The organism is Zoogloea sp. 1C4, from assembly GCF_009469605.1.
Taxonomy (GTDB): Bacteria; Pseudomonadota; Gammaproteobacteria; order Burkholderiales; family Rhodocyclaceae; genus Zoogloea; species Zoogloea oryzae.
Window position 1 is genome coordinate 189,738 of record NZ_SSXU01000004.1, and the last position, 18,809, is coordinate 208,546.

The following is an 18,809-nucleotide window of genomic DNA, read 5'->3' on the forward strand; positions in this document are numbered from 1 at the left end:
GGCTTTTTGCTGGCTGCAATGATCGGTGGATCAGCGCGGCAGGACGGACGAACCCATCAGGAAAGCGTCGACCTCGCGGGCAGCCTGACGGCCTTCGCGGATCGCCCACACCACCAGGGACTGGCCACGACGCACGTCACCGGCAGCGAAGACCTTATCGACGTTGGTGCGGTAGCAGCCTTCGCCGTCGGTGGTCGCCTTGGCGTTGGCGCGGGCGTCCTTCTCGACACCGAAGGCGTCGAGCAGCGAGCCCACCGGGTTGGTGAAGCCCATCGCCAGGAAAGCAGCGTCGCAGGGCAGCTCGAACTCGGATCCGGCCACTTCGGCCATCTTGCCGTCCTTCCAGTCGAGGCGGACAGCCTTCAGCGCCTTCACGTTGCCCTTGCCGTCATCGACGAAGCCCTTGGTCGCCACCGCGAAATCGCGGGAGCAGCCTTCGTCGTGGGAGGACGAGGTGCGCAGCTTGTACGGCCAGTACGGCCAGGTCAGCGCCTTGTTCTCGGACTCCGGGGGCATCGGCATCAGTTCGAACTGGGTCACCGAGGCCGCGCCGTGGCGGTTGGAGGTGCCCACACAGTCGGAGCCGGTGTCGCCGCCACCGATCACGATGACGTGCTTGCCCTTGACGTTGATCGGGTTGGCGATGCCCTGCTGGACTTCCTTGTTCTGGGGAATCAGGAATTCCAGCGCGGCGTAGATGCCCTTCAGTTCGCGGCCCGGGACCGGCAGGTCGCGCGGCACTTCGGAGCCGGCGGCGAGGATCACGGCGTCGAACTCGGCCTTGAGCGCGTCAGCGGAGACGACTTCGGTAGCGTCGTTGTTGATGCCGGCGGGCAGGTTCTTGTCACCCACCAGCACCTTGGTCTTGAAGACCACGCCTTCGGCCTGCATCTGCTCGACGCGGCGGTCGATCACCGACTTGTCGAGCTTGAAGTCGGGGATGCCGAAACCGAGCAGACCGCCGATGCGGCTGCTCTTCTCGAACACGGTCACGTCGTGGCCGACGCGGGCCAGCTGCTGGGCAGCGGCCAGGCCGGCGGGGCCGGAACCGACGACCGCGACCTTCTTGCCGGTCTTGACGGCAGCCGGCTGGGGCTTGACCCAGCCGTTTTCCCAGGCCTTGTCGATGATCGCGTGCTCGATCGACTTGATGCCCACGGCTTCGGTGTTGATGTTGAGCGTGCAGGCGGCTTCACAGGGCGCCGGACAGATGCGTCCGGTGAAGTCCGGGAAGTTGTTGGTCGAGTGCAGGACCTCGATCGCTTCCTTCCAGTTGCCGCGGTAAACCAGATCATTCCAGTCGGGAATGATGTTGTTCACCGGACAGCCGTTGTTGCAGAACGGGATGCCGCAGTCCATGCAGCGCGCGCCCTGCTTGCTCGCTTCTTCGTCGGTCAGGGTGACGACGAATTCCTTGTAGTTCTTGAGACGTTGCTCGACCGGCGCATAAGCCTCGGAGAGGCGCTCAAATTCGAGGAACCCAGTTGGCTTGCCCATGTTACGCGGCCTCCAGTTCTTTCTGTTGTTGCGCGGCCATTTCGGCCAGCGCGCGACGGTATTCGTGCGGCATCACCTTGACGAACTTGCAGCGGTAGGCTGCCCAGTCGGCCAGGATGGCCTTGGCGCGTTCGCTGCCGGTGTAGGTGGCGTGACGTTCAATCAGCATCTTCAGCAGGGCCTCGTCGGCCATGCCCAGGTGACGTACGTCGACACGGCCGTGGCTTTCCAGGTCGTCGCCGGCCTCGGAACCCTTGCGGGCGGCGAACTCCTCCTCAACCGGCTCCAGGGCCACCTGGGCCATGTTGCAGCGGGACTCGAAAGTGCCGTCTTCGTCGAACACGTAGGCAACGCCACCGGACATGCCCGCCGCGAAGTTGCGGCCGGTCATGCCGAGCACAACCACCGTGCCGCCGGTCATGTATTCGCAGCCGTGGTCGCCCACGCCTTCGACGACCGTCGTCGCACCGGAGTTACGCACCGCGAAGCGCTCGCCGCCAACGCCGGCGAAGTAGGCTTCGCCTTCGGTGGCACCGTACAGCACGGTGTTGCCGATGATGATGTTGGACGGGGTGTCGCACTTGAAGCCGGCCGCCGGGCGGACGACGATGCGGCCACCGGAGAGGCCCTTGCCGACGTAGTCGTTGCCTTCACCCACCAGTTCGAGGGTCAGGCCGCGGGACAGGAAGGCACCGAAGCTCTGGCCGGCAGTGCCGTTGAGCTTGATATGCACGGTGTCGTCCGGCAGGCCGGCGTGACCGTACTTGGCGGCGAACTTGCCCGACAGCATCGCGCCGACGGTGCGGTTGATGTTGCGCACCGGCAGTTCGATATTGACCTTCTCGCCGTTCTCGAGGGCCGGCTTGGCCAGCTCGATGAGCTGGTTGTCCAGCGCCTTGCCCAGGTTGTGGTCCTGGGTTTCGGTGTGGATGCGGGGCACGTCGGCGGGGACGTTCGGCAGGTGGAAGATGCGGCTGTAATCCAGGCCGCTGGCCTTCCAGTGCTCGATGCCGGCACGCATGTCGAGGAGGTCGGCACGGCCGATCAGGTCTTCGAACTTGCGGATGCCCAGCTCGGCCATCAGCTCGCGAACTTCTTCGGCAACAAAGAAGAAGTAGTTCACCACGTGCTCCGGCTGGCCGGAGAAGCGCTTGCGAAGGGTCGGATCCTGAGTGGCCACGCCCACCGGACAGGTGTTCAGGTGGCACTTGCGCATCATGATGCAGCCTTCGACGACCAGCGGCGCGGTGGCGAAGCCGAACTCATCAGCACCCAGCAGGGCGCCGATGACCACGTCGCGACCGGTCTTGATCTGGCCGTCGACCTGCACGCGGATGCGGCTGCGCAGGCGGTTGAGCACCAGGGTCTGCTGGGTTTCGGCGAGGCCGAGCTCCCACGGCGAACCGGCGTACTTGATCGACGACAGGGGCGAGGCACCGGTACCGCCGTCGTGACCGGCGATCACCACGTGGTCGGCCTTGGCCTTGGCAACACCGGCGGCAACCGTGCCAACGCCCACTTCGGACACCAGCTTCACCGAGATGTCGGCGATCGGGTTGGTGTTCTTCAGGTCGTGGATCAGCTGGGCCAGATCCTCGATCGAGTAGATGTCGTGGTGCGGCGGGGGCGAGATCAGGCCGACGCCCGGCACCGAGTGGCGCAGGAAGCCGATGTACTCGGACACCTTGTGGCCGGGCAGCTGACCGCCTTCACCGGGCTTGGCGCCCTGGGCCATCTTGATCTGGATCTGGTCGGCGTTGACCAGGTATTCGGTGGTCACGCCAAAGCGGCCGGAAGCCACCTGCTTGATCGACGAACGCAGGCTGTCGCCGGCCTTCAGTTCGATGTCGCGCTCGACGCGGCTGGCGCCGATGACTTCGGACAGGGTCGTGTCCTTGGAAATCGGGAAGAAGCGCTTCGGATCTTCGCCGCCTTCACCGGTATTGGAACGACCGCCGATGCGGTTCATCGCCACGGCGAGGGTGGTGTGGGCTTCGGTGGAAATCGAGCCGAGGGACATCGCGCCGGTGGCAAAGCGCTTGACGATCTCCTTGGCGGATTCGACTTCTTCCAGCGGCACCGGGGCGCCAGCGGGCTTGAGGTCGAACAGGCCGCGCAGGGTCATGTGGCGCTTGCTCTGATCGTTGATGATCTTGGCGTATTCCTTGTACGTGTCGTACTTGCCGGAGCGGGTGGAGTGCTGGAGCTTGGCGATCGCGTCCGGGGTCCACATGTGCTCTTCGCCGCGGACACGGAAGGCGTACTCGCCGCCGGCGTCGAGGGCGTTGGCGAGCACCGGGTCGGCGCTGAAGGCCTGCTGGTGCAGGCGGATCGCCTCTTCCATCACCTCGAACACGCTGATGCCTTCAACCTGCGACGAGGTGCCGGTGAAGTACTTTTCGACCAGCGACTTCTGGAGGCCGATGGCTTCGAAGATCTGCGCGCCGGTGTAGGACATGAAGGTGGAGATGCCCATCTTGGACATGACCTTCATGAGGCCCTTGCCGACACCCTTGATGAAGTGCTTGGTGTACTTCTCGGTGAGTTCGGCGTCGCCCTTGGCGATCTGGGCGAGGGTTTCGAGGGCCAGGTACGGATGCACCGCCTCGGCGCCGTAGCCGGCGAGCACGGCGAAGTGGTGGGTCTCACGGACGGAGCCGGTCTCGACGACCAGACCGGTGCGGGTACGCAGGCCCTGGGTGACGAGGTGCTGGTGGATCGCCGAGGTGGCGAGCAGCGCCGGGATCGCAACGTTGTCGGCATCAACCTTGCGGTCGGAGACGATCAGGATGTTGGAGCCGTTGAGCACCGCGTTCTCGGCTTCGGCGCACAGGGAGGCCAGGCGCGCTTCAACGCCCTGCTTGCCCCAGGCGAGCGGGTAGCAGATGTCGAGTTCGGCGGAGCGGAACTTGTTGCCGGTGTAGCCGGCGATGCCACGCAGCTTCGCCATGTCGGCGAAGGTGAGCACCGGCTGGGTGACTTCCAGGCGGTACGGCGGGTTGATTTCGTTGATGCCGAGCAGGTTCGGACGCGGGCCGACGAAGGACACCAGCGACATGACCAGCTGTTCGCGGATCGGGTCGATCGGCGGGTTGGTCACCTGGGCGAACAGCTGACGGAAGTAGTTGTAGATCGGCTTGTTGCGCGAGGACAGGACGGCCAGCGGGCTGTCGTTGCCCATCGAGCCGGCGGCTTCCTCACCGCTCTTGGCCATCGGCTCGAGGATGAACTTGATGTCTTCCTGGGTGTAGCCGAAGGCCTGCTGGCGATCCAACAGGGAGGCGGAGAAGGTCGGCGCGGCATCGGCTTCGGGCTCGGCACAGGAGTCGAGCTTGATGTTGATGCGGGACAGCCATTCCTGGTAAGGCTTGGCGGCGGCGAGGGACTCCTTGAGTTCCTTGTCGTCGATGATGCGGCCCTGTTCCATGTCGATCAGGAACATCTTGCCCGGCTGCAGGCGCCACTTCTTGACGATCTTCTCGTCGGGGATCGGCAGCACGCCGGATTCGGACGCCATGACCACGTAGTCGTCGTCGGTGACGAGGTAGCGGGCGGGGCGCAGGCCGTTACGGTCGAGGGTGGCGCCGATCTGGCGGCCATCGGTGAAGGCCACGGCGGCGGGGCCGTCCCACGGCTCCATCATGGCGGCGTGGTATTCGTAGAAGGCGCGACGCTTCTGGTCCATCAGCGTGTGGGATTCCCAGGCTTCGGGAATCATCATCATCATCGCGTGGGCCAGGGAGTAGCCGCTCATCACCAGCAGTTCGAGGGCGTTGTCGAAGGCGGCGGAGTCGGACTGACCCGGATAGATCAGCGGCCACAGCTTCTGCAGGTCTTCACCCAGCAGCGGCGAGTGGGTGCCCTTCTCACGGGCGCGCATCCAGTTGTAGTTGCCGCGAACCGTGTTGATTTCGCCGTTGTGGGCGATGTAACGGAACGGGTGGGCCAGATGCCAGGTCGGGAAGGTGTTGGTCGAGAAGCGCTGGTGGACGAGCGACAGCGCGGACACGCAACGCGGATCCTGCAGGTCGAAGTAGTACTGACCAACCTGGTCGGCGAGGAGGAGACCCTTGTAGTTGATGGTCCGGGCGGACATCGACGGGGTGTAGAACTCCTTGGAGTGCTTCAGCTTGAGCGCGGCGATGGCGTTGGCGGCGCGGCGACGGATCACGTACAGCTTGCGCTCCAGGGCGTCGGTGACCATCACGTCGGGACCGCGGCCGATGAAGACCTGACGGATCACCGGCTCCTTGGCCTTGACGGTGGGCGACATGGGCATGGCCGGATCGGTAGGCACATCGCGCCAGCCGAGGACGACCTGGCCTTCGGCACGGGTGGCGCGCTCGATCTCTTCCTCGCAGGCGAGGCGGGAGGCGTGCTCCTTCGGCAGGAAGACCATGCCGACGCCGTAGTCGCCGGCGGGCGGCAGCGTCACGCCCTGCTTGGCCATCTCTTCGCGGAACAGGGTGTCCGGAATCTGGATGAGGATGCCGGCGCCGTCGCCTTGCAGCGGATCGGCACCCACAGCACCCCGGTGATCCAGGTTCTTCAGGATTTCGAGACCCTGCAGAACGATGTCGTGAGTCTTGTTGCCCTTGATATGTGCGATGAAGCCGACACCACAGGCGTCATGTTCGTTGGCGGGGTCGTACAGACCCTGCTCCAGGGGAAGATCCATCTTGTTTTTCCTCGACACAACACACACCGGCGTTCGCGTTGCTGTAACGCCGGACCTTCAAACTGCGGAAAACGCCCCGTCCGAACCGTGAAAAAGCCGGCAAAGCATGGCCGGCCGGCTACGCGAGATCCCGACGAGGAGACCGTTCAAACACATTGGGCGAGGGTCGAATATACCGCCGCAGGTGCCCGTCCTTCAAGGATTTTTTGCGCTGCCGCAAGACCGGCGCGGCTTCAGTAGATTTCGCCGACGGCAAACAGGCGGCGATGTTCCTTCATGGCATAGCGGTCGGTCATGCCGGCGATGTAGTCGGCGATGGCCCGCGGCTTGTCGTTCCGGGCCATCTGCTGGTACTGGGGCGGCAGCAGGCGCGGGTCGTTCATGAAGGCGCCGAAGAGGTCCTGGATGATGCGCCGGGCCTTGTCGGTCATGCGCAGCACCTGGTAGTGGTGGTAGAGGTTGTCACGGAGGAAGCCCTTGAGAATCCGCAGCTCGGGCAGCAGATCGGCGCTGTAGGCCACCAGGCGGGGCGCGCTGCGCACGTCCTCCAGGCTTGTCACATCCGCGGCCTGGATGTTGTGGCGGGTCTGCTCGATGAGATCGACGGCCATCATGTTGATCATGCGTCGGATGGTCTCGTGGATCAGCCGGCGGCCGGCCAGACCGGGATAGGCGGCCTCGACGGTGCGCCGATTGCGGGCAAAGATCGGCACGGCGTCGAGCTGTTCGAGGCTGATGAGCCCCGAGCGCAGGCCATCGTCCACGTCGTGGTTGTTGTAGGCGATCTCGTCGGCGAGGTTGGCCAGCTGGGCCTCGAGGGACGGCTGCCGGCCTTCGAGAAAGCGCCGGCCGATGTCCCCGAGCAGTTCCGCGCTCTTCGGCGAACAATGCTTGAGGATGCCCTCCCGCGTCTCGTGAAGGAGGTTGAGGCCGTTGAAGTCGGCGTAGCTCTCTTCGAGCAGATCGACGGTGCGCAACGACTGGAGGTTGTGCTCGAAACCGCCGAAATCCTTCATGCAGCCGTTGAGCGCCTCCTGGCCGGCGTGGCCGAAGGGGGTGTGCCCCAGATCGTGGGAGAGGGCGACGGCTTCGGCGAGATCCTCGTTGAGGCGCAGCGCCCGGGCGATCGAGCGGGTGATCTGGGCGACCTCGATGCTGTGGGTGAGGCGGGTGCGGAACAGATCGCCTTCGTGGTTCACGAAGACCTGGGTTTTATATTCGAGCCGGCGGAAGGCCGTGCAATGCACGATGCGGTCGCGGTCGCGCTGGAACTCGCCCCGCGCCAGCGGCGGCGCCTCCGCCACCCGCCGGCCACGGGTGTTGGCTTCGCTGACCGCGTAGGGCGCCAGTTCGCTCATCGGCGGGGGCGGCTCAGCAGCACGCCTCGATGGTGGCGCGGATCTCGGCGGTGCTGGCCTCGGCGCTGATCACGGCCTTGCCGATCGCCTTCAGCAGCACCAGCCGCAAAGTGCCGTCGCTCACCTTCTTGTCGTGGGCCATCAGCTCGAGATAGCGGTCGGCGCCGAGGGGCGCGCCCTTCACCGGCAGGCCGGCACGCTCGTGGATCCGGCGGACTCGCGCCACGTCGGCCTCGGTGATCCAGCCCAGCTGGTGCGACAGCTCGGCGGCCATCACCGCACCAGCGGCCACCGCCTCGCCGTGCAGCCACTCGCCGTAGCCGAGGCCGGTCTCGATGGCGTGGCCAAAGGTGTGCCCCAGGTTGAGGGTGGCGCGCTCACCCTGCTCGGTCTCGTCGGCGGCGACCACTTCGGCCTTGTTGCGGCAGGAGCGCTCGACGGCCTCGGCGAGGGCGTCGGCGTCGCGGGCCAGCAGGCGCTCGAGATTGGCCTCGATCCATTCGAGGAAGGGCAGGTCGCGGATCAGGCCGTACTTGATGACTTCGGCGAGGCCGGCCTTGAGTTCGCGATCGGGCAGGGTGTTGAGGGTGGCGATGTCGGCCAGCACCAGCCGGGGCTGGTAGAAGGCGCCGATCATGTTCTTGCCGAGCGGGTGGTTGATCGCCGTCTTGCCGCCGACCGACGAATCCACCTGGGACAGCAGTGTGGTGGGCACCTGGATGAAGGGCACCCCGCGCTGGTAGCTGGCGGCCGCGAAGCCGACCATGTCGCCGACGACCCCGCCGCCGAGGGCGATGAGGGTGGTGCTACGGTCGCAACGGTCGCCGAGCAGGCCGTCGAAGATGAGGTTGAGGGTGGGCCAGTCTTTGTGCGCCTCGCCATCGGGAAGCACGATCTCGGTGACCCGCAGCCCCCGCTCGCGCAGCGCAGCGACGAAGGGCGCCAGATACAGCGGCCCGACCACGGTGTTGGTGATCACGGCGACCCGCTTGCTCTTGAGGTAGGGCAGGATCAGGCCCGGGTCGGCCAGCAGCCCGGTGCCGATGTGGATGGGGTAGCTGCGCGCATCCAGCGCGACGCTCAGTGTTCGCATAGGGCCTGCAATTCCTTCTCTATCAGCTTCACCATCGCGTGGGGCGTGCCACGCCCGCCTTCGACGATGATGTGGGCGACTTCCCGGTAAAAGGGGCCGCGGGATTTAAGCAGTTCTTCGAGGCGGCCCTTTGGGTCGGCCACCTGGAGCAAGGGCCGGCTGCGGTCGTGGCGGGTGCGCTCCCACAGGATCTGCGGCGGCACGCTGAGGAACACCACCACCGCGCGCTCCCGCAGCAGCGCGCGGTTCTCGGGCCGGATCACCGCGCCGCCACCGGTGGCAAGCACCATGTTGGATTCGCGGGTGAGTGCGTCGAGGGTCTGGGTTTCGCGCTTGCGAAACCCGTCTTCACCCTCGATCTCGAAGATGGTCGGGATCTTGACCCCCGTGCGAGCCTCGATCTCGTGGTCGGAATCGACGAAACGCAGACCCAGCCGCTTGGCGAGATCCCGTCCCACGGTGGTCTTGCCCGAGCCGGGCATACCGACGAGGACTACACAAGTTTGCTTCATTAACAGCCCCGGAACGGGAGCAACTCCACCCCCTGAAAAAATCAGTTGATTTGAATGTCGCGAGTTACTGACTCACCACTCGGGCTTGTGAACCGCAAAGTCACAGAACCACTCATTTTTGCGGTACAGGAACCTGCATTTACTATCAAAGTATGAGCGGTTCCACCTGCATTAGGAGTACGTGGAACGACTGAGGGTTCAAGAGAAAAAAGCCTAATGGCACTAGGCTCGGTCGCATTCGTTGGCTCAGGAGTAGGCTGTGTCCACTTTAGAGTATCAGCAACCTTAGTAATCGTTGCACCAGCCGGAAGTGGGTTGTCATTTTCATCCGAAACTACGAACGTATAGTTACCAGAACATCCCTGAGAAGCAAATACGCTCGGAGTGACAGCACCAACTATGTGACTCGAAAGGGTGATAACGGCAACCCTGCGCACATGCGCTGCACCCCAAACATCATCGCAGGTACCAGCCTTGGAGATACCTGCACAAGCTGTTGGGGGAGATTTTGGCGTCGCACCATACGCGATTTCCCGCTCACCGGACTGCCAGGAGCCGTTTTCATTATTGTCGACGAAGGCATCGCCCAGATCACGGAACGGCTCGCCACGATCCCAGGTGTTATTGGTGTTTAAATCGTCGAAACTTTCCTCACCCTGCGCGTACGCCAGGATCGTCACACGACCATCCGCGGGGCGGGAATTAGCGGACGTGAACTTCACCGAACACGCACCGTCCTCAGTGGTACAGAAAGGCTGCACCCCCCCGCCTTCACTGATGAAATTGACCACCGTGCCATTAACAACCGGATTACCCAAACGGTCGTAGGCCCGCGCAGTCAAAGTGGTCTGCACCCCATCGATATGGGCGCCTTCAATATTGAATGTTTCAACCGCCAGCGAGAACCTGTCCTGGGTCGGACGCCCCGTGGAGATCGTCAGATTAGGCGACTGGCTCTTGATCGCCGCGTTGCCGGCGAGTTCCGCGGTCACCCACACCGGGGTAGGCACGGACCCCGCAGTTACAGTTACGCTGACAGTACCATCGGCGCCGGTCGTACCCTGCACGATACCGGCACTTTGGCCATTCAGCTTGATGCCGCCCACTCGGGTCGACAAGTCGAAATTAACCGCCCTACCAGCAATCGGGCTATTCGTACTATCGACCAACTTGAAGGTGACGATCGAGTCGGACGACAGACCCGCCCCCCCCGTCCCAGCCAATACGATCGACGACGGCGTTGCCGAGATAAAGCTTACGTTGGACGGTTGCGGCGCCGCGACCTGCAGCGTAAGAGAACTGGAGGTGCCCTGCACGGAAGCCGTAATCGTGTCCGTACCAGCACAGCCCTTATCGGTATAGGTAGCGGTTGCGACACCGTTCACTGAGGAAACGCTGCGGCTGAGGCTGGCCTTGCCGGCCGTATCACAAGCAGAGGAAAAGCTCACGGTCTGGGCGGAGGTCGCCGGCACACCATTCAACAAAACCTGCACCGAAATCGAAGTACTTGCGTAAGCGCTGAGTGAAGTGGAGTTAGCTGCCAGATTGGCGAGCGCAACGGTACCAGGACTGACGGCATAGCCGATCGTCTTCGTGACCTGTTTGTCAGCGACGGTCGCCGCGACCGTCAGGTTTGCTGCTCCGCTCGCAGCAAGGCTGGCCGCCTGCAGATTGATGGACGCGATCCCATTACTATCGGTCAACGCCGTACCGGAACCGGGCTCGAACACCGCCAGCCCCCCATCCGTCGTGAAGCTCACCACCGCATTCGGGACGACCACTCCCTTGGCATCCTTCACCAGCGCCTTGACCGTCAGGGGCTTGCCCGCGGACAGGGTGTTGCTACTGAGCCCCGACGCGGCATCGGTCAGGGAAAGCGCGATGGTGCCGTCTGCCGCGGCCGTGCCGCCGGTGCCACAGGACGTCGAGAAGGCCGTCGGGCAATCCGAGGACGAACTGCCGCCCCCGCCACCGCCGCCGCAACCTGCGACAGCTAGGGCGAGCGTCACCAGAGACGCGAGACGAACCGGTGGGATGAGACCGAGTGCATCGAAATTACGCATGTGAAGTTCCTTTCAGACCTGGGTGTTCAACGCAGCCCAAGCTGGTCGTTGATGATACGCGGCGTGATGAAGACAAGCAGTTCGGTCTTGTTGTCTTTACGCTCGTTGCTGCGGAAGAGATAACCGAGCACCGGCAGATCGCCGAGCAGCGGGATCTTGGTCGTCGCGTTGGAGACATCCTGGGTGTAGATGCCCCCGATGACGATCGTACCGCCGTTTTCAACGACAACTTCCGTCTTGACGTGCTTGGTGTCGATCGGGACGCCCGAGGTCAGGGCCACATTGTAGTTGGGCGAATCCTTGTTCACCTCGAGCGTCATCATGATCTTGCCATCAGGCGTGACCTGCGGCTTGACCTTGAGCGCCAGATTGGCCTTCCGGAAAGACACGCTGGTGGCGCCGGAGCTGGTCGCAGAGTTGTACGGGATTTCAGTACCCTGCTCGATGATCGCCTCAGCCTTGTCGGCGGTCATCACGCGCGGACGGGACACCACCTTGCCGCGACCGTCGGCTTCGAGGGCAGAGACTTCGAGATCGATGTAGCGCGTGGCAGCGCTGTTCCACAGGGCCAGCGAGAACGCACCGGCCTGCTTGTTGTTGATCGTCGAGGCCGGCAGATTGACGCCGAGGGAATCGTTGAAGTTCGGCATCGTGACGATCTGGCCGGCCTGGTAGCCGGTGTTCGACAGATTGCCGGACCCGAAGGTGTTGCGATAGACCTGCACGCCGCCGGTGGTGGTGCCCAGCAGGCCGCCGGTCTTGCCGCCGAAGCCCAGGCGGACGCCCAGATTGCGCGAGAAGGTGTCGGTGGCTTCGACGATCTGCGCTTCGATCAGCACCTGACGCACTTCCACGTCGATCTCGGCGATCAGCCGGCGCATCTCCTCGAGGCGCGACGGGATGTCGTTCACGAAGATCTTGTTGCTGCGCTCGTCGGGCACCACGCTGCCACGCTTGGACAGCACCGTCTGGTCCTTGCTCTTGAGGAACTCGGCGACGGACTTGGCCTTGTGGTAGTTGATCTGGAAGCTCTCTGTGCGCAGCGGCTCGAGATCGCCGATCTGGGCCTTGGCTTCGAGATCGAGCTTCTCGCGGGCGGCGAGTTCATCCCGCGGCGCGATCCAGATCACGTTGCCGTTCTTGCGCATGTCGAGGCCACGGGCCTGCAGGATGATGTCCAGCGCCTGATCCCACGGCACGTCCTTCAGGCGCAAGGTGAGGTTGCCCTGCACCGAATCGCTGGTGATGATATTGAAGTTCGTGAAGTCGGCGATGACCTGCAGCACCGAACGCACGTCGATGTTCTGGAAGTTCAGCGACAGCTTCTCGCCGCCAAAACGCCCCTTGGCAGAGCCCTGGGTGAGCTTGTTCGGGTCTTCGCGGACCGGCTTCACCTCGAGCACGAACTGGTTGTCGCTCTGGTAGGCGTTGTGCTCCCACAGCCCCTTGGGGGTGATGGTCATGCGCACGTTGCCGCCCTGAGCCTGGGTCAGCACGGTGGACACCGGCGTACCGAAATCCAACACGTCGAGCTTGCGACGCAGCTGCTCGGGCACGTCGGTCTTGAGGAAATCGACGATCAGGCTGGTGCCCTGCTGGCGGATGTCGATGCCGGCGTTCGGATCGGACAGATCCACCACCAGCCGGCCTTCGCCTTCCTTGCCGCGGCGGAAGTTGATGTCGCGGATCGCGTGACGCTCGCCCATACCGACCGCCGACGGTGCCGCAAACTGCGACGACTGGGCCACGCCCACGCCGGTGGCTTCCTTCATCTGGGCCGACGAGAGGGTGATCAGCACGTCCTTGCCATCGATGCGGACATCGTAGGGCGAGACGCGGGTCAGGTTGAGGACCAGCCGCGTGCGGTCGCCCACCTGGACGATATTGACACTGCGCAGATCACCGGCGTTGAGCGCCTGGCTGTTGCGCCCGAGGCCGTTGGCGGTATCGGGAAAATCGAAGGCCACCCGCGCCGGATTGGCCACGCTGAAGCTCGCCGGCACGGCCGCCAGGGGCTGGGCCATGGTGAGCTTGAGCATGACGTTGCCGCCCTGATCGGCGGCGACGATGTTCTCGATGCGGTTGGCTGCCCGGGCTTCAGCCCCCGGCGGCGTCTGCGCCAGGGCTGGCGCCAGCGGGGTCAGCCCCCCGAAACATGCTGCAATGACCCACGCGCCAAGCTTGACGCCACAACGTCCCGTTTTCATTTCTTCGACTCCTGAGGCGCCTGCTCTTGCAATTGCAGCGTGCTGATGCGTTCCGTCCACTCACCGCTCGCATCTTCGACGAGTTCCTTCAATGTGACCTCCGTCTCCGTGATGGCGGTGATCTGCCCGTAGTTCTGTCCGAGATAGTTGCCAACCTTCACCTGATGCAGCGTCTTGTCGGCAAAGATGATGGCGTGGGACTGCCCACGTTTCATCAGCACACCGACCATCTTCAGCGATTCCAGGGGATAGGCTTCGAGCGGCTCACGCCGTCGGTTGGCATCGGGAGCAAACTGCCCCCCTTTTTTGTCCGGCTCAAGTTTGGCGACCCGGAACGGATCAACCTTGCTCGCGCCCTGATAATTCACCGGCACGACCTGCTGGATCGGCGGAAGCGGCTTGAGGTTGGGCTTGAGCCCCTTGGAGTTTTCTTCCATCCAGCTGCGCAGGTCATCCTGCTCGTCCCCGCAGCCGGACAACAGAAGCACCGCAGCCAGCGGCAGCAGCGCGGTCAATCGGACGCTCTTCATTTAGCCGCCTTTTCCTTGGCCTTTTCCTTGCGCAGCTTGGCCACTTCGTCGTCGTCAAGGTAGCGGTAGGTCACGGCCGTCGCATCGAACTTGAGCACGCCATCCTTCTGCGTCTCGATTGCGATGTCGTTGAGGGTGACGATCCGCGGCATCTGCGCCACATCGCTCACGAACTCACCGAGGTCGTGGTAGTTGCCGATGACGCGCACCGCGATGGGCAGCTCGGCGTAGAAATCCTTCATGACTTCCGAGCCCGGCTTGAACAGCTCGAACTGCAGACCGCGGCCAAGGCCCGCCTGGTTGATGTCGGCCAGCAGGGCTTCCATCTCGGAGCGGTTGGGCAGTTGCTTCAGCAGCGCGCCGAACTGGCGGTCGATCTCGCTCAGCTGGCGCTTGTACTCGGGCAGATTGACCGCCTGCTCCTTCTTTTCCTTCCACTCCTGCTTGAGGCGGCTTTCCTCTTCGCGCTTGGTTTCGAGCTGCGACCACTGGGTGCTCCAGTCGAGCCACCAGCCGCCGACGACGATGGCGAAGAAGATCGCGATGAGGAAGCTTACCCGCGGCAGCAGCGGCCACTGGCCCGGATCGTTGGGATCCAGGCCCTTGAAATCCCGCATCAGGCTCTGGTAATCCCGGCCCCGGATCTGCTCCATTGACACCCTGAGACCCATTACGGCTTACCCCCTACGATCACGGGCGTCTTTCCCTTCAGCTTGCCGACCGGCTCTTCGGTCTTGGGGCGCTCGATGGTGAAGTTGAGGCTGAACTCGCTGACCCGGCGGTTGTTCAGCGTGGCGGCCTTGACCTCGACGAGATCGGCGCGCTCGAGATTGGGCGAAGCCTCCAGATTGCGCATCAGGTTGGAGACCCGCGCGTTGGACTGGGCGTAACCCGTCAGATTGATCCGCGAACCGCTCTGCTTGAGGCCCTTGAGATAGACGCCTTCGGGCATCTGGCTGGCGAGTTCGTTGAAGATCTGGACCGTTTCGGTCCGGTTGGTCTGCAGGGATTCGATCACCTGCTTGCGCGACAGCAGCGCCTCGGCCTGCTCGCGCAGGCCCTTGATCTCGGCGATTTCCTTGTCGAGTTCGACGATGCTTTCCTTCAGGAAGACGTTCTTGGCTTCCTGACCATCCACGTAGCCAGCGATGATCGTGTGGCCAACAAACCACACCGCCACGCCGGACAGCGCCGCGACCGCGGCAAACAGCCAGAACTGCTGGCGTCGGGCCTTACGTTTTTCCTCCCGGTGGGGGAGCAGGTTGATGCGAATCACGAATCAAACCTCCGCAGCGCCAGTCCGCAGGCCACGAGCAGGGCAGGTGCGTCGGCCGCCAGATTTTTGGGGCGAATCTTGGAACTCAGGCTCATGTTCGCAAAGGGGTTGGCGACCTGGGTCTCGACCTGGGTGCGGCCCGCGACGGTGTCGGCGAGGCCCGGAATGACCGCACAGCCACCGGCCAGCACGATGTGATCCACCTGATTGAACTGGGTCGAGGTGAAGAAGAACTGCAGCGCGCGGGAGACCTCCAGCGCCAGGGCGTCCATGAAGGGCCGCAGCAGTTCGGGTTCGTAGCTCTCGGGCAGGGAGCCGGTGCGCTTGGTGCTTTCGGCCTCCTCGAGGGACATCCCGAAGTGGCGCATGATGTCCTGGGTGAGCAGGAAGCCGCCAAAGGCCTGCTCCCGCGCGTAGATCTGGACGCCGTTACGCAGCACCGACACGTTCATCACGTTGGCGCCCGCATCGACGAGGGCGATGATCTTGTCTTCCCCCTGGCCGGGCAGCTGGGCCTGGACCAGCTCGAAGGCCGACAGCGCCGCGTAGGACTCGACATCCATCACCAGCGCCTTGAGGCCGGCGGCTTCTGCGGCGGCCACGCGGTCTTCGACCTTCTCCTTGCGCGACGCGGCAATCAGCACCTCGTCCTCCTCGGTGCTGGACGCAGCCGGGCCGATGACCTGGAAGTCGAGATTCACCTCGTCGAGGGCGAACGGGATGTACTGGTTGGCCTCGGATTCGACCTGCACCTCCAGCTCCTGATCACGAAGCCCCGCCGGGAGAATGATCTTCTTGGTGATGACCGCCGAGGCGGGCAGCGCCAGCGCGACGAACTTGGTGGTGGTGCCGAGACGGCGCCAGCCGCGCCGGATCGCTTCGGCGACGGCGTCGAGGTTGGCCACATTGCCATCGGACACGGCTTCGCGGGGAAGGGCTTCGATCGCATAGCGCTCGACCCGGTACCCGCCCCCGGAAACAGCCGACAACTCGACCATCTTGACCGACGACGACGAAATGTCGACGCCGATCAGGGGACGTGTCCTGGGGCTGAGAAAGGATAGGTCGATCACAAAAAATCCTGAAAATTCTTTATGTTAGGCGCAATAACAACAATCTACATGAAATCCTAGCAACAACCATGACAGGTGTAAAGCAACACCCTGTAAAACACCGCCGTCGCCCGAACAGGCGGGCAGCAGTGCGTACTCGTATAATGCCGCACTTTACTTGCACCTTCTTTCCGCCATGCGCTGGGTTCTCTACCCTCTTGCCGTCCTGCTCGGCCTCCTCGCGGTCGGCATCGCAATCGTCGCCATCGCTGTCGCCTTTGCCTGGCCCACGCTCCCGTCGCTGGAAGCCCTGACCGACTATCACCCCAAGATCCCGCTGCGCGTCTACACCGCAGACGGCGCGCTGATCGGTGAGTACGGCGAGGAGCGCCGCGCAGTGGTGCACATCCAGGATGTGCCGCCGGTCCTCAAACACGCCATCCTCGCCGCCGAGGACGACCGCTTCTACCAGCACTCGGGCGTCGACTTCCTCGGCATCCTGCGCGCCGCGGGCGCCAACCTGGCCACCGGCGGCAAGCGCCAGGGCGCCTCGACGATCACCATGCAGGTGGCGCGCAACTTCTTCCTGACCCGCGAGAAGACGATCTCCCGCAAGCTGTACGAAATCCTCCTGGCCTTCAAGATCGAGCAGAACCTCAGCAAGGACCAGATCCTCGAGGTCTACATCAACCAGATCTTCCTCGGGCGCCGCGCCTACGGCTTCGCGGTGGCTTCCCAGACCTACTTCGGCAAACCGCTGCGTGACCTGTCGATTGCCGAAGCGGCGATGCTCGCCGGTCTGCCCAAGGCGCCGTCGGCCTACAACCCGATCGTCAACCCGAAGCGCGCCGCGCTGCGCCAGCAGTACGTGCTGCGCCGGATGACCGAACTCGGCTTCATCACCCCGACCGAACAGCAGCAGGCCATCGACACCCCGCTCAAGGTGGCCACCGGCAACAACACCGCCGGCAACCTGGATTTCGGCGGCAGCGCCGACTACGTGGCCGAGATGGCCCGCCAGATCGCCTTCGAGCAATACCGCGAGGAGGCCTACACCCGCGGCATCAAGGTCATCACGACGATCAACAAGGCCGAGCAGGATGCCGCCTACCACGCCCTGCGGCGCGGCATCATGGATTACGACCGCCGCCACGGCTACCGGGGCGCCGAGGCTTACGTCGATCCGGCCCGCATGAACGCCGAGCAGACCGAGACGCTGGACGAACTCCTCGCCGAAACCCCCGACTACGACGACATGCTGGCCGCCATCGTCACCAAGGTGGGCGGTGGCGCCGTCACGGCCTACCGGTATGGCGAATCCATCAAGATCAGCGGCGAAGGCGTGCGCTTTGCATCCGCCATGCTCGGCGACAAGGCGCCGCCCAACAAGCGTATCCGCCCCGGCGCCGTGATCCGCATCACGCGAATCGACAACCACTGGGAGATCACCCAGCTACCCGAAGTCGAAGGCGCACTCGCCGCGGCCGACCCGCGAACCGGCGCGATCCGCGCACTTGCGGGCGGATTCGACTTCAATCGCAACAAGTTCAACCACGTCACCCAGGCGTGGCGGCAGCCCGGCTCCAGCTTCAAGCCCTTCATCTACTCGGCGGCCTTCGAGAAGGGCTACGGCCCCAACAGCGTGGTGGATGACTCGCCGCTGTCCTTCCCGGCCGGCGAGACGGGCAGCCAGGCGTGGGAACCGAAGAACTACGACGGTCGCTACGATGGCCCGATCACCGTCCGCACCGCACTGGCCCGCTCCAAGAACATGGTGTCGATCCGCCTGCTCAAGTCGGTCGGCACCCGCTACGCCCAGGACTACGTCACCAAGTTCGGCTTCGACGCCGAACGCCATCCGCCCTACCTCACGATGGCGCTCGGCGCCGGCTCGGTCACCCCGTGGCAGATGCTCCGCGGCTACTCGGTGTTTGCCAACGGCGGCTACCGCATCGAACCCTATCTGGTGAAGGAGATCCGCGATGAGGCCGGCAACGTGCTGGCGCGGGTCGACCCGCCGGTGGCCGGCGAAACCGCCGAGCGCGCCATCGACGAGCGCAATGCCTACCTGATGGATTCGATCATGAAGGACGTGGTCCGCCGCGGCACCGCCACCAAGGCGCTGGCGCTCAAGCGGGGCGATCTGGCCGGCAAGACCGGCACCACCAACGAATACGTGGACGCCTGGTTCTGCGGCTACCAGCCCACCGTGGTGGCCGTGGCGTGGATCGGCTTCGACCAGCCCAGAAAGCTCGGCAGCGGCGAGACCGGCGGCGCCGCCGCCCTGCCCATGTGGATCAACTACATGCGAAAGGCCCTCGACGGCGTACCGGAAACCTACCCGACCGCCCCCGCCGGACTGATCCGCGTCCAGCCGACCGGCAGCACCACGGAAGAGATGATCTACAAGGAAAACCTGCCTGCCGCGCCGCCCGACGTGCCCCACGAACCGGCCAACGCGCCCCCCGCCGACGAAGCCCCCGCGCCGGCGGCAGCGCCTCAGCCGACCGCCGCCGCAGCGGCGGCCGAGTAGCCCCCGCGAA

Annotated in this window: 12 protein-coding genes; 1 reads left to right on the top strand and 11 read right to left on the bottom strand. The window is 64.2% G+C overall.

The window, feature by feature from the left end:
- Window positions 1–30: 30 nt before the first annotated feature.
- The 11 genes from GH681_RS06820 to GH681_RS06870 all read right to left on the bottom strand — a co-directional run bounded on the left by GH681_RS06820 (window position 31) and on the right by GH681_RS06870 (window position 16,287).
- Window positions 31–1,497 carry a glutamate synthase subunit beta gene (locus tag GH681_RS06820; protein WP_153160714.1) on the bottom strand — a complete coding sequence of 489 codons (1,467 nt, stop codon included), beginning with the start codon at window positions 1,495–1,497 and terminating at the stop codon, window positions 31–33.
- 1 nt (window position 1,498) lies between these two features.
- Window positions 1,499–6,175: a glutamate synthase-related protein gene (locus GH681_RS06825; RefSeq protein ID WP_153160715.1), complete on the bottom strand. Its 4,677-nt coding sequence runs from the start codon at window positions 6,173–6,175 to the stop codon at window positions 1,499–1,501.
- A 233-nt stretch (window positions 6,176–6,408) separates the two neighbouring features.
- Entirely contained in the window at window positions 6,409–7,533 is a 1,125-nt protein-coding gene (locus GH681_RS06830) for a deoxyguanosinetriphosphate triphosphohydrolase (protein ID WP_153160717.1), read from the bottom strand.
- A gap of 13 nt (window positions 7,534–7,546) precedes the next feature.
- Window positions 7,547–8,626 (bottom strand): 3-dehydroquinate synthase, encoded by a 1,080-nt coding sequence (aroB, locus tag GH681_RS06835; RefSeq protein ID WP_153160719.1) that lies wholly within the window; start codon window positions 8,624–8,626, stop codon window positions 7,547–7,549.
- Window positions 8,614–9,138, bottom strand: coding sequence for a shikimate kinase (locus GH681_RS06840; protein ID WP_153160721.1), 525 nt, complete (start codon window positions 9,136–9,138; stop codon window positions 8,614–8,616). The genes aroB and GH681_RS06840 overlap by 13 nt, the downstream gene beginning before the upstream one ends.
- A gap of 41 nt (window positions 9,139–9,179) precedes the next feature.
- Window positions 9,180–11,201 carry an Ig-like domain-containing protein gene (locus GH681_RS06845; RefSeq protein WP_153160722.1) on the bottom strand — a complete coding sequence of 674 codons (2,022 nt, stop codon included), beginning with the start codon at window positions 11,199–11,201 and terminating at the stop codon, window positions 9,180–9,182.
- Between the two features lie 26 nt (window positions 11,202–11,227).
- Window positions 11,228–13,408: a type IV pilus secretin PilQ gene (gene pilQ / locus GH681_RS06850; RefSeq protein WP_153160724.1), complete on the bottom strand. Its 2,181-nt coding sequence runs from the start codon at window positions 13,406–13,408 to the stop codon at window positions 11,228–11,230.
- Window positions 13,405–13,938, bottom strand: a complete 534-nt coding sequence (locus tag GH681_RS06855; protein WP_153160726.1) for a pilus assembly protein PilP — start codon at window positions 13,936–13,938, stop codon at window positions 13,405–13,407. The genes pilQ and GH681_RS06855 overlap by 4 nt, the downstream gene beginning before the upstream one ends.
- On the bottom strand, window positions 13,935–14,591 hold the full coding sequence (locus GH681_RS06860; protein WP_228111803.1) for a type 4a pilus biogenesis protein PilO: 657 nt from the start codon (window positions 14,589–14,591) through the stop codon (window positions 13,935–13,937). Before GH681_RS06860 ends, GH681_RS06855 begins: the two co-directional genes overlap by 4 nt.
- A 17-nt stretch (window positions 14,592–14,608) precedes the next feature.
- Entirely contained in the window at window positions 14,609–15,214 is a 606-nt protein-coding gene (locus GH681_RS06865) for a PilN domain-containing protein (RefSeq protein ID WP_153160730.1), read from the bottom strand.
- A complete protein-coding gene (locus GH681_RS06870; RefSeq protein ID WP_153160731.1) occupies window positions 15,211–16,287 on the bottom strand; it encodes a pilus assembly protein PilM in 1,077 nt (358 codons plus the stop codon). The genes GH681_RS06865 and GH681_RS06870 overlap by 4 nt, the downstream gene beginning before the upstream one ends.
- 175 nt (window positions 16,288–16,462) lie before the next feature.
- Here GH681_RS06870 and GH681_RS06875 point away from each other — a divergent pair, with 175 nt between their 5' ends.
- A complete protein-coding gene (locus GH681_RS06875) occupies window positions 16,463–18,799 on the top strand; it encodes a penicillin-binding protein 1A (protein ID WP_153160733.1) in 2,337 nt (778 codons plus the stop codon).
- The last annotated feature ends 10 nt before the right edge of the window (window positions 18,800–18,809 follow it).

What these genes read in the sequence shown, in the direction of transcription:
- GH681_RS06820 (WP_153160714.1), bottom strand. Translation starts at nt 1,497, where the DNA reads ATGGGCAAGCCAACTGGGTTCCTCGAATTTGAGCGCCTCTCCGAGGCT.
- GH681_RS06825 (WP_153160715.1), bottom strand. Translation starts at nt 6,175, where the DNA reads ATGGATCTTCCCCTGGAGCAGGGTCTGTACGACCCCGCCAACGAACAT.
- GH681_RS06830 (WP_153160717.1), bottom strand. Translation starts at nt 7,533, where the DNA reads ATGAGCGAACTGGCGCCCTACGCGGTCAGCGAAGCCAACACCCGTGGC.
- aroB (WP_153160719.1), bottom strand. Translation starts at nt 8,626, where the DNA reads ATGCGAACACTGAGCGTCGCGCTGGATGCGCGCAGCTACCCCATCCAC.
- GH681_RS06840 (WP_153160721.1), bottom strand. Translation starts at nt 9,138, where the DNA reads ATGAAGCAAACTTGTGTAGTCCTCGTCGGTATGCCCGGCTCGGGCAAG.
- GH681_RS06845 (WP_153160722.1), bottom strand. Translation starts at nt 11,201, where the DNA reads ATGCGTAATTTCGATGCACTCGGTCTCATCCCACCGGTTCGTCTCGCG.
- pilQ (WP_153160724.1), bottom strand. Translation starts at nt 13,408, where the DNA reads ATGAAAACGGGACGTTGTGGCGTCAAGCTTGGCGCGTGGGTCATTGCA.
- GH681_RS06855 (WP_153160726.1), bottom strand. Translation starts at nt 13,938, where the DNA reads ATGAAGAGCGTCCGATTGACCGCGCTGCTGCCGCTGGCTGCGGTGCTT.
- GH681_RS06860 (WP_228111803.1), bottom strand. Translation starts at nt 14,591, where the DNA reads ATGGAGCAGATCCGGGGCCGGGATTACCAGAGCCTGATGCGGGATTTC.
- GH681_RS06875 (WP_153160733.1), top strand. Translation starts at nt 16,463, where the DNA reads ATGCGCTGGGTTCTCTACCCTCTTGCCGTCCTGCTCGGCCTCCTCGCG.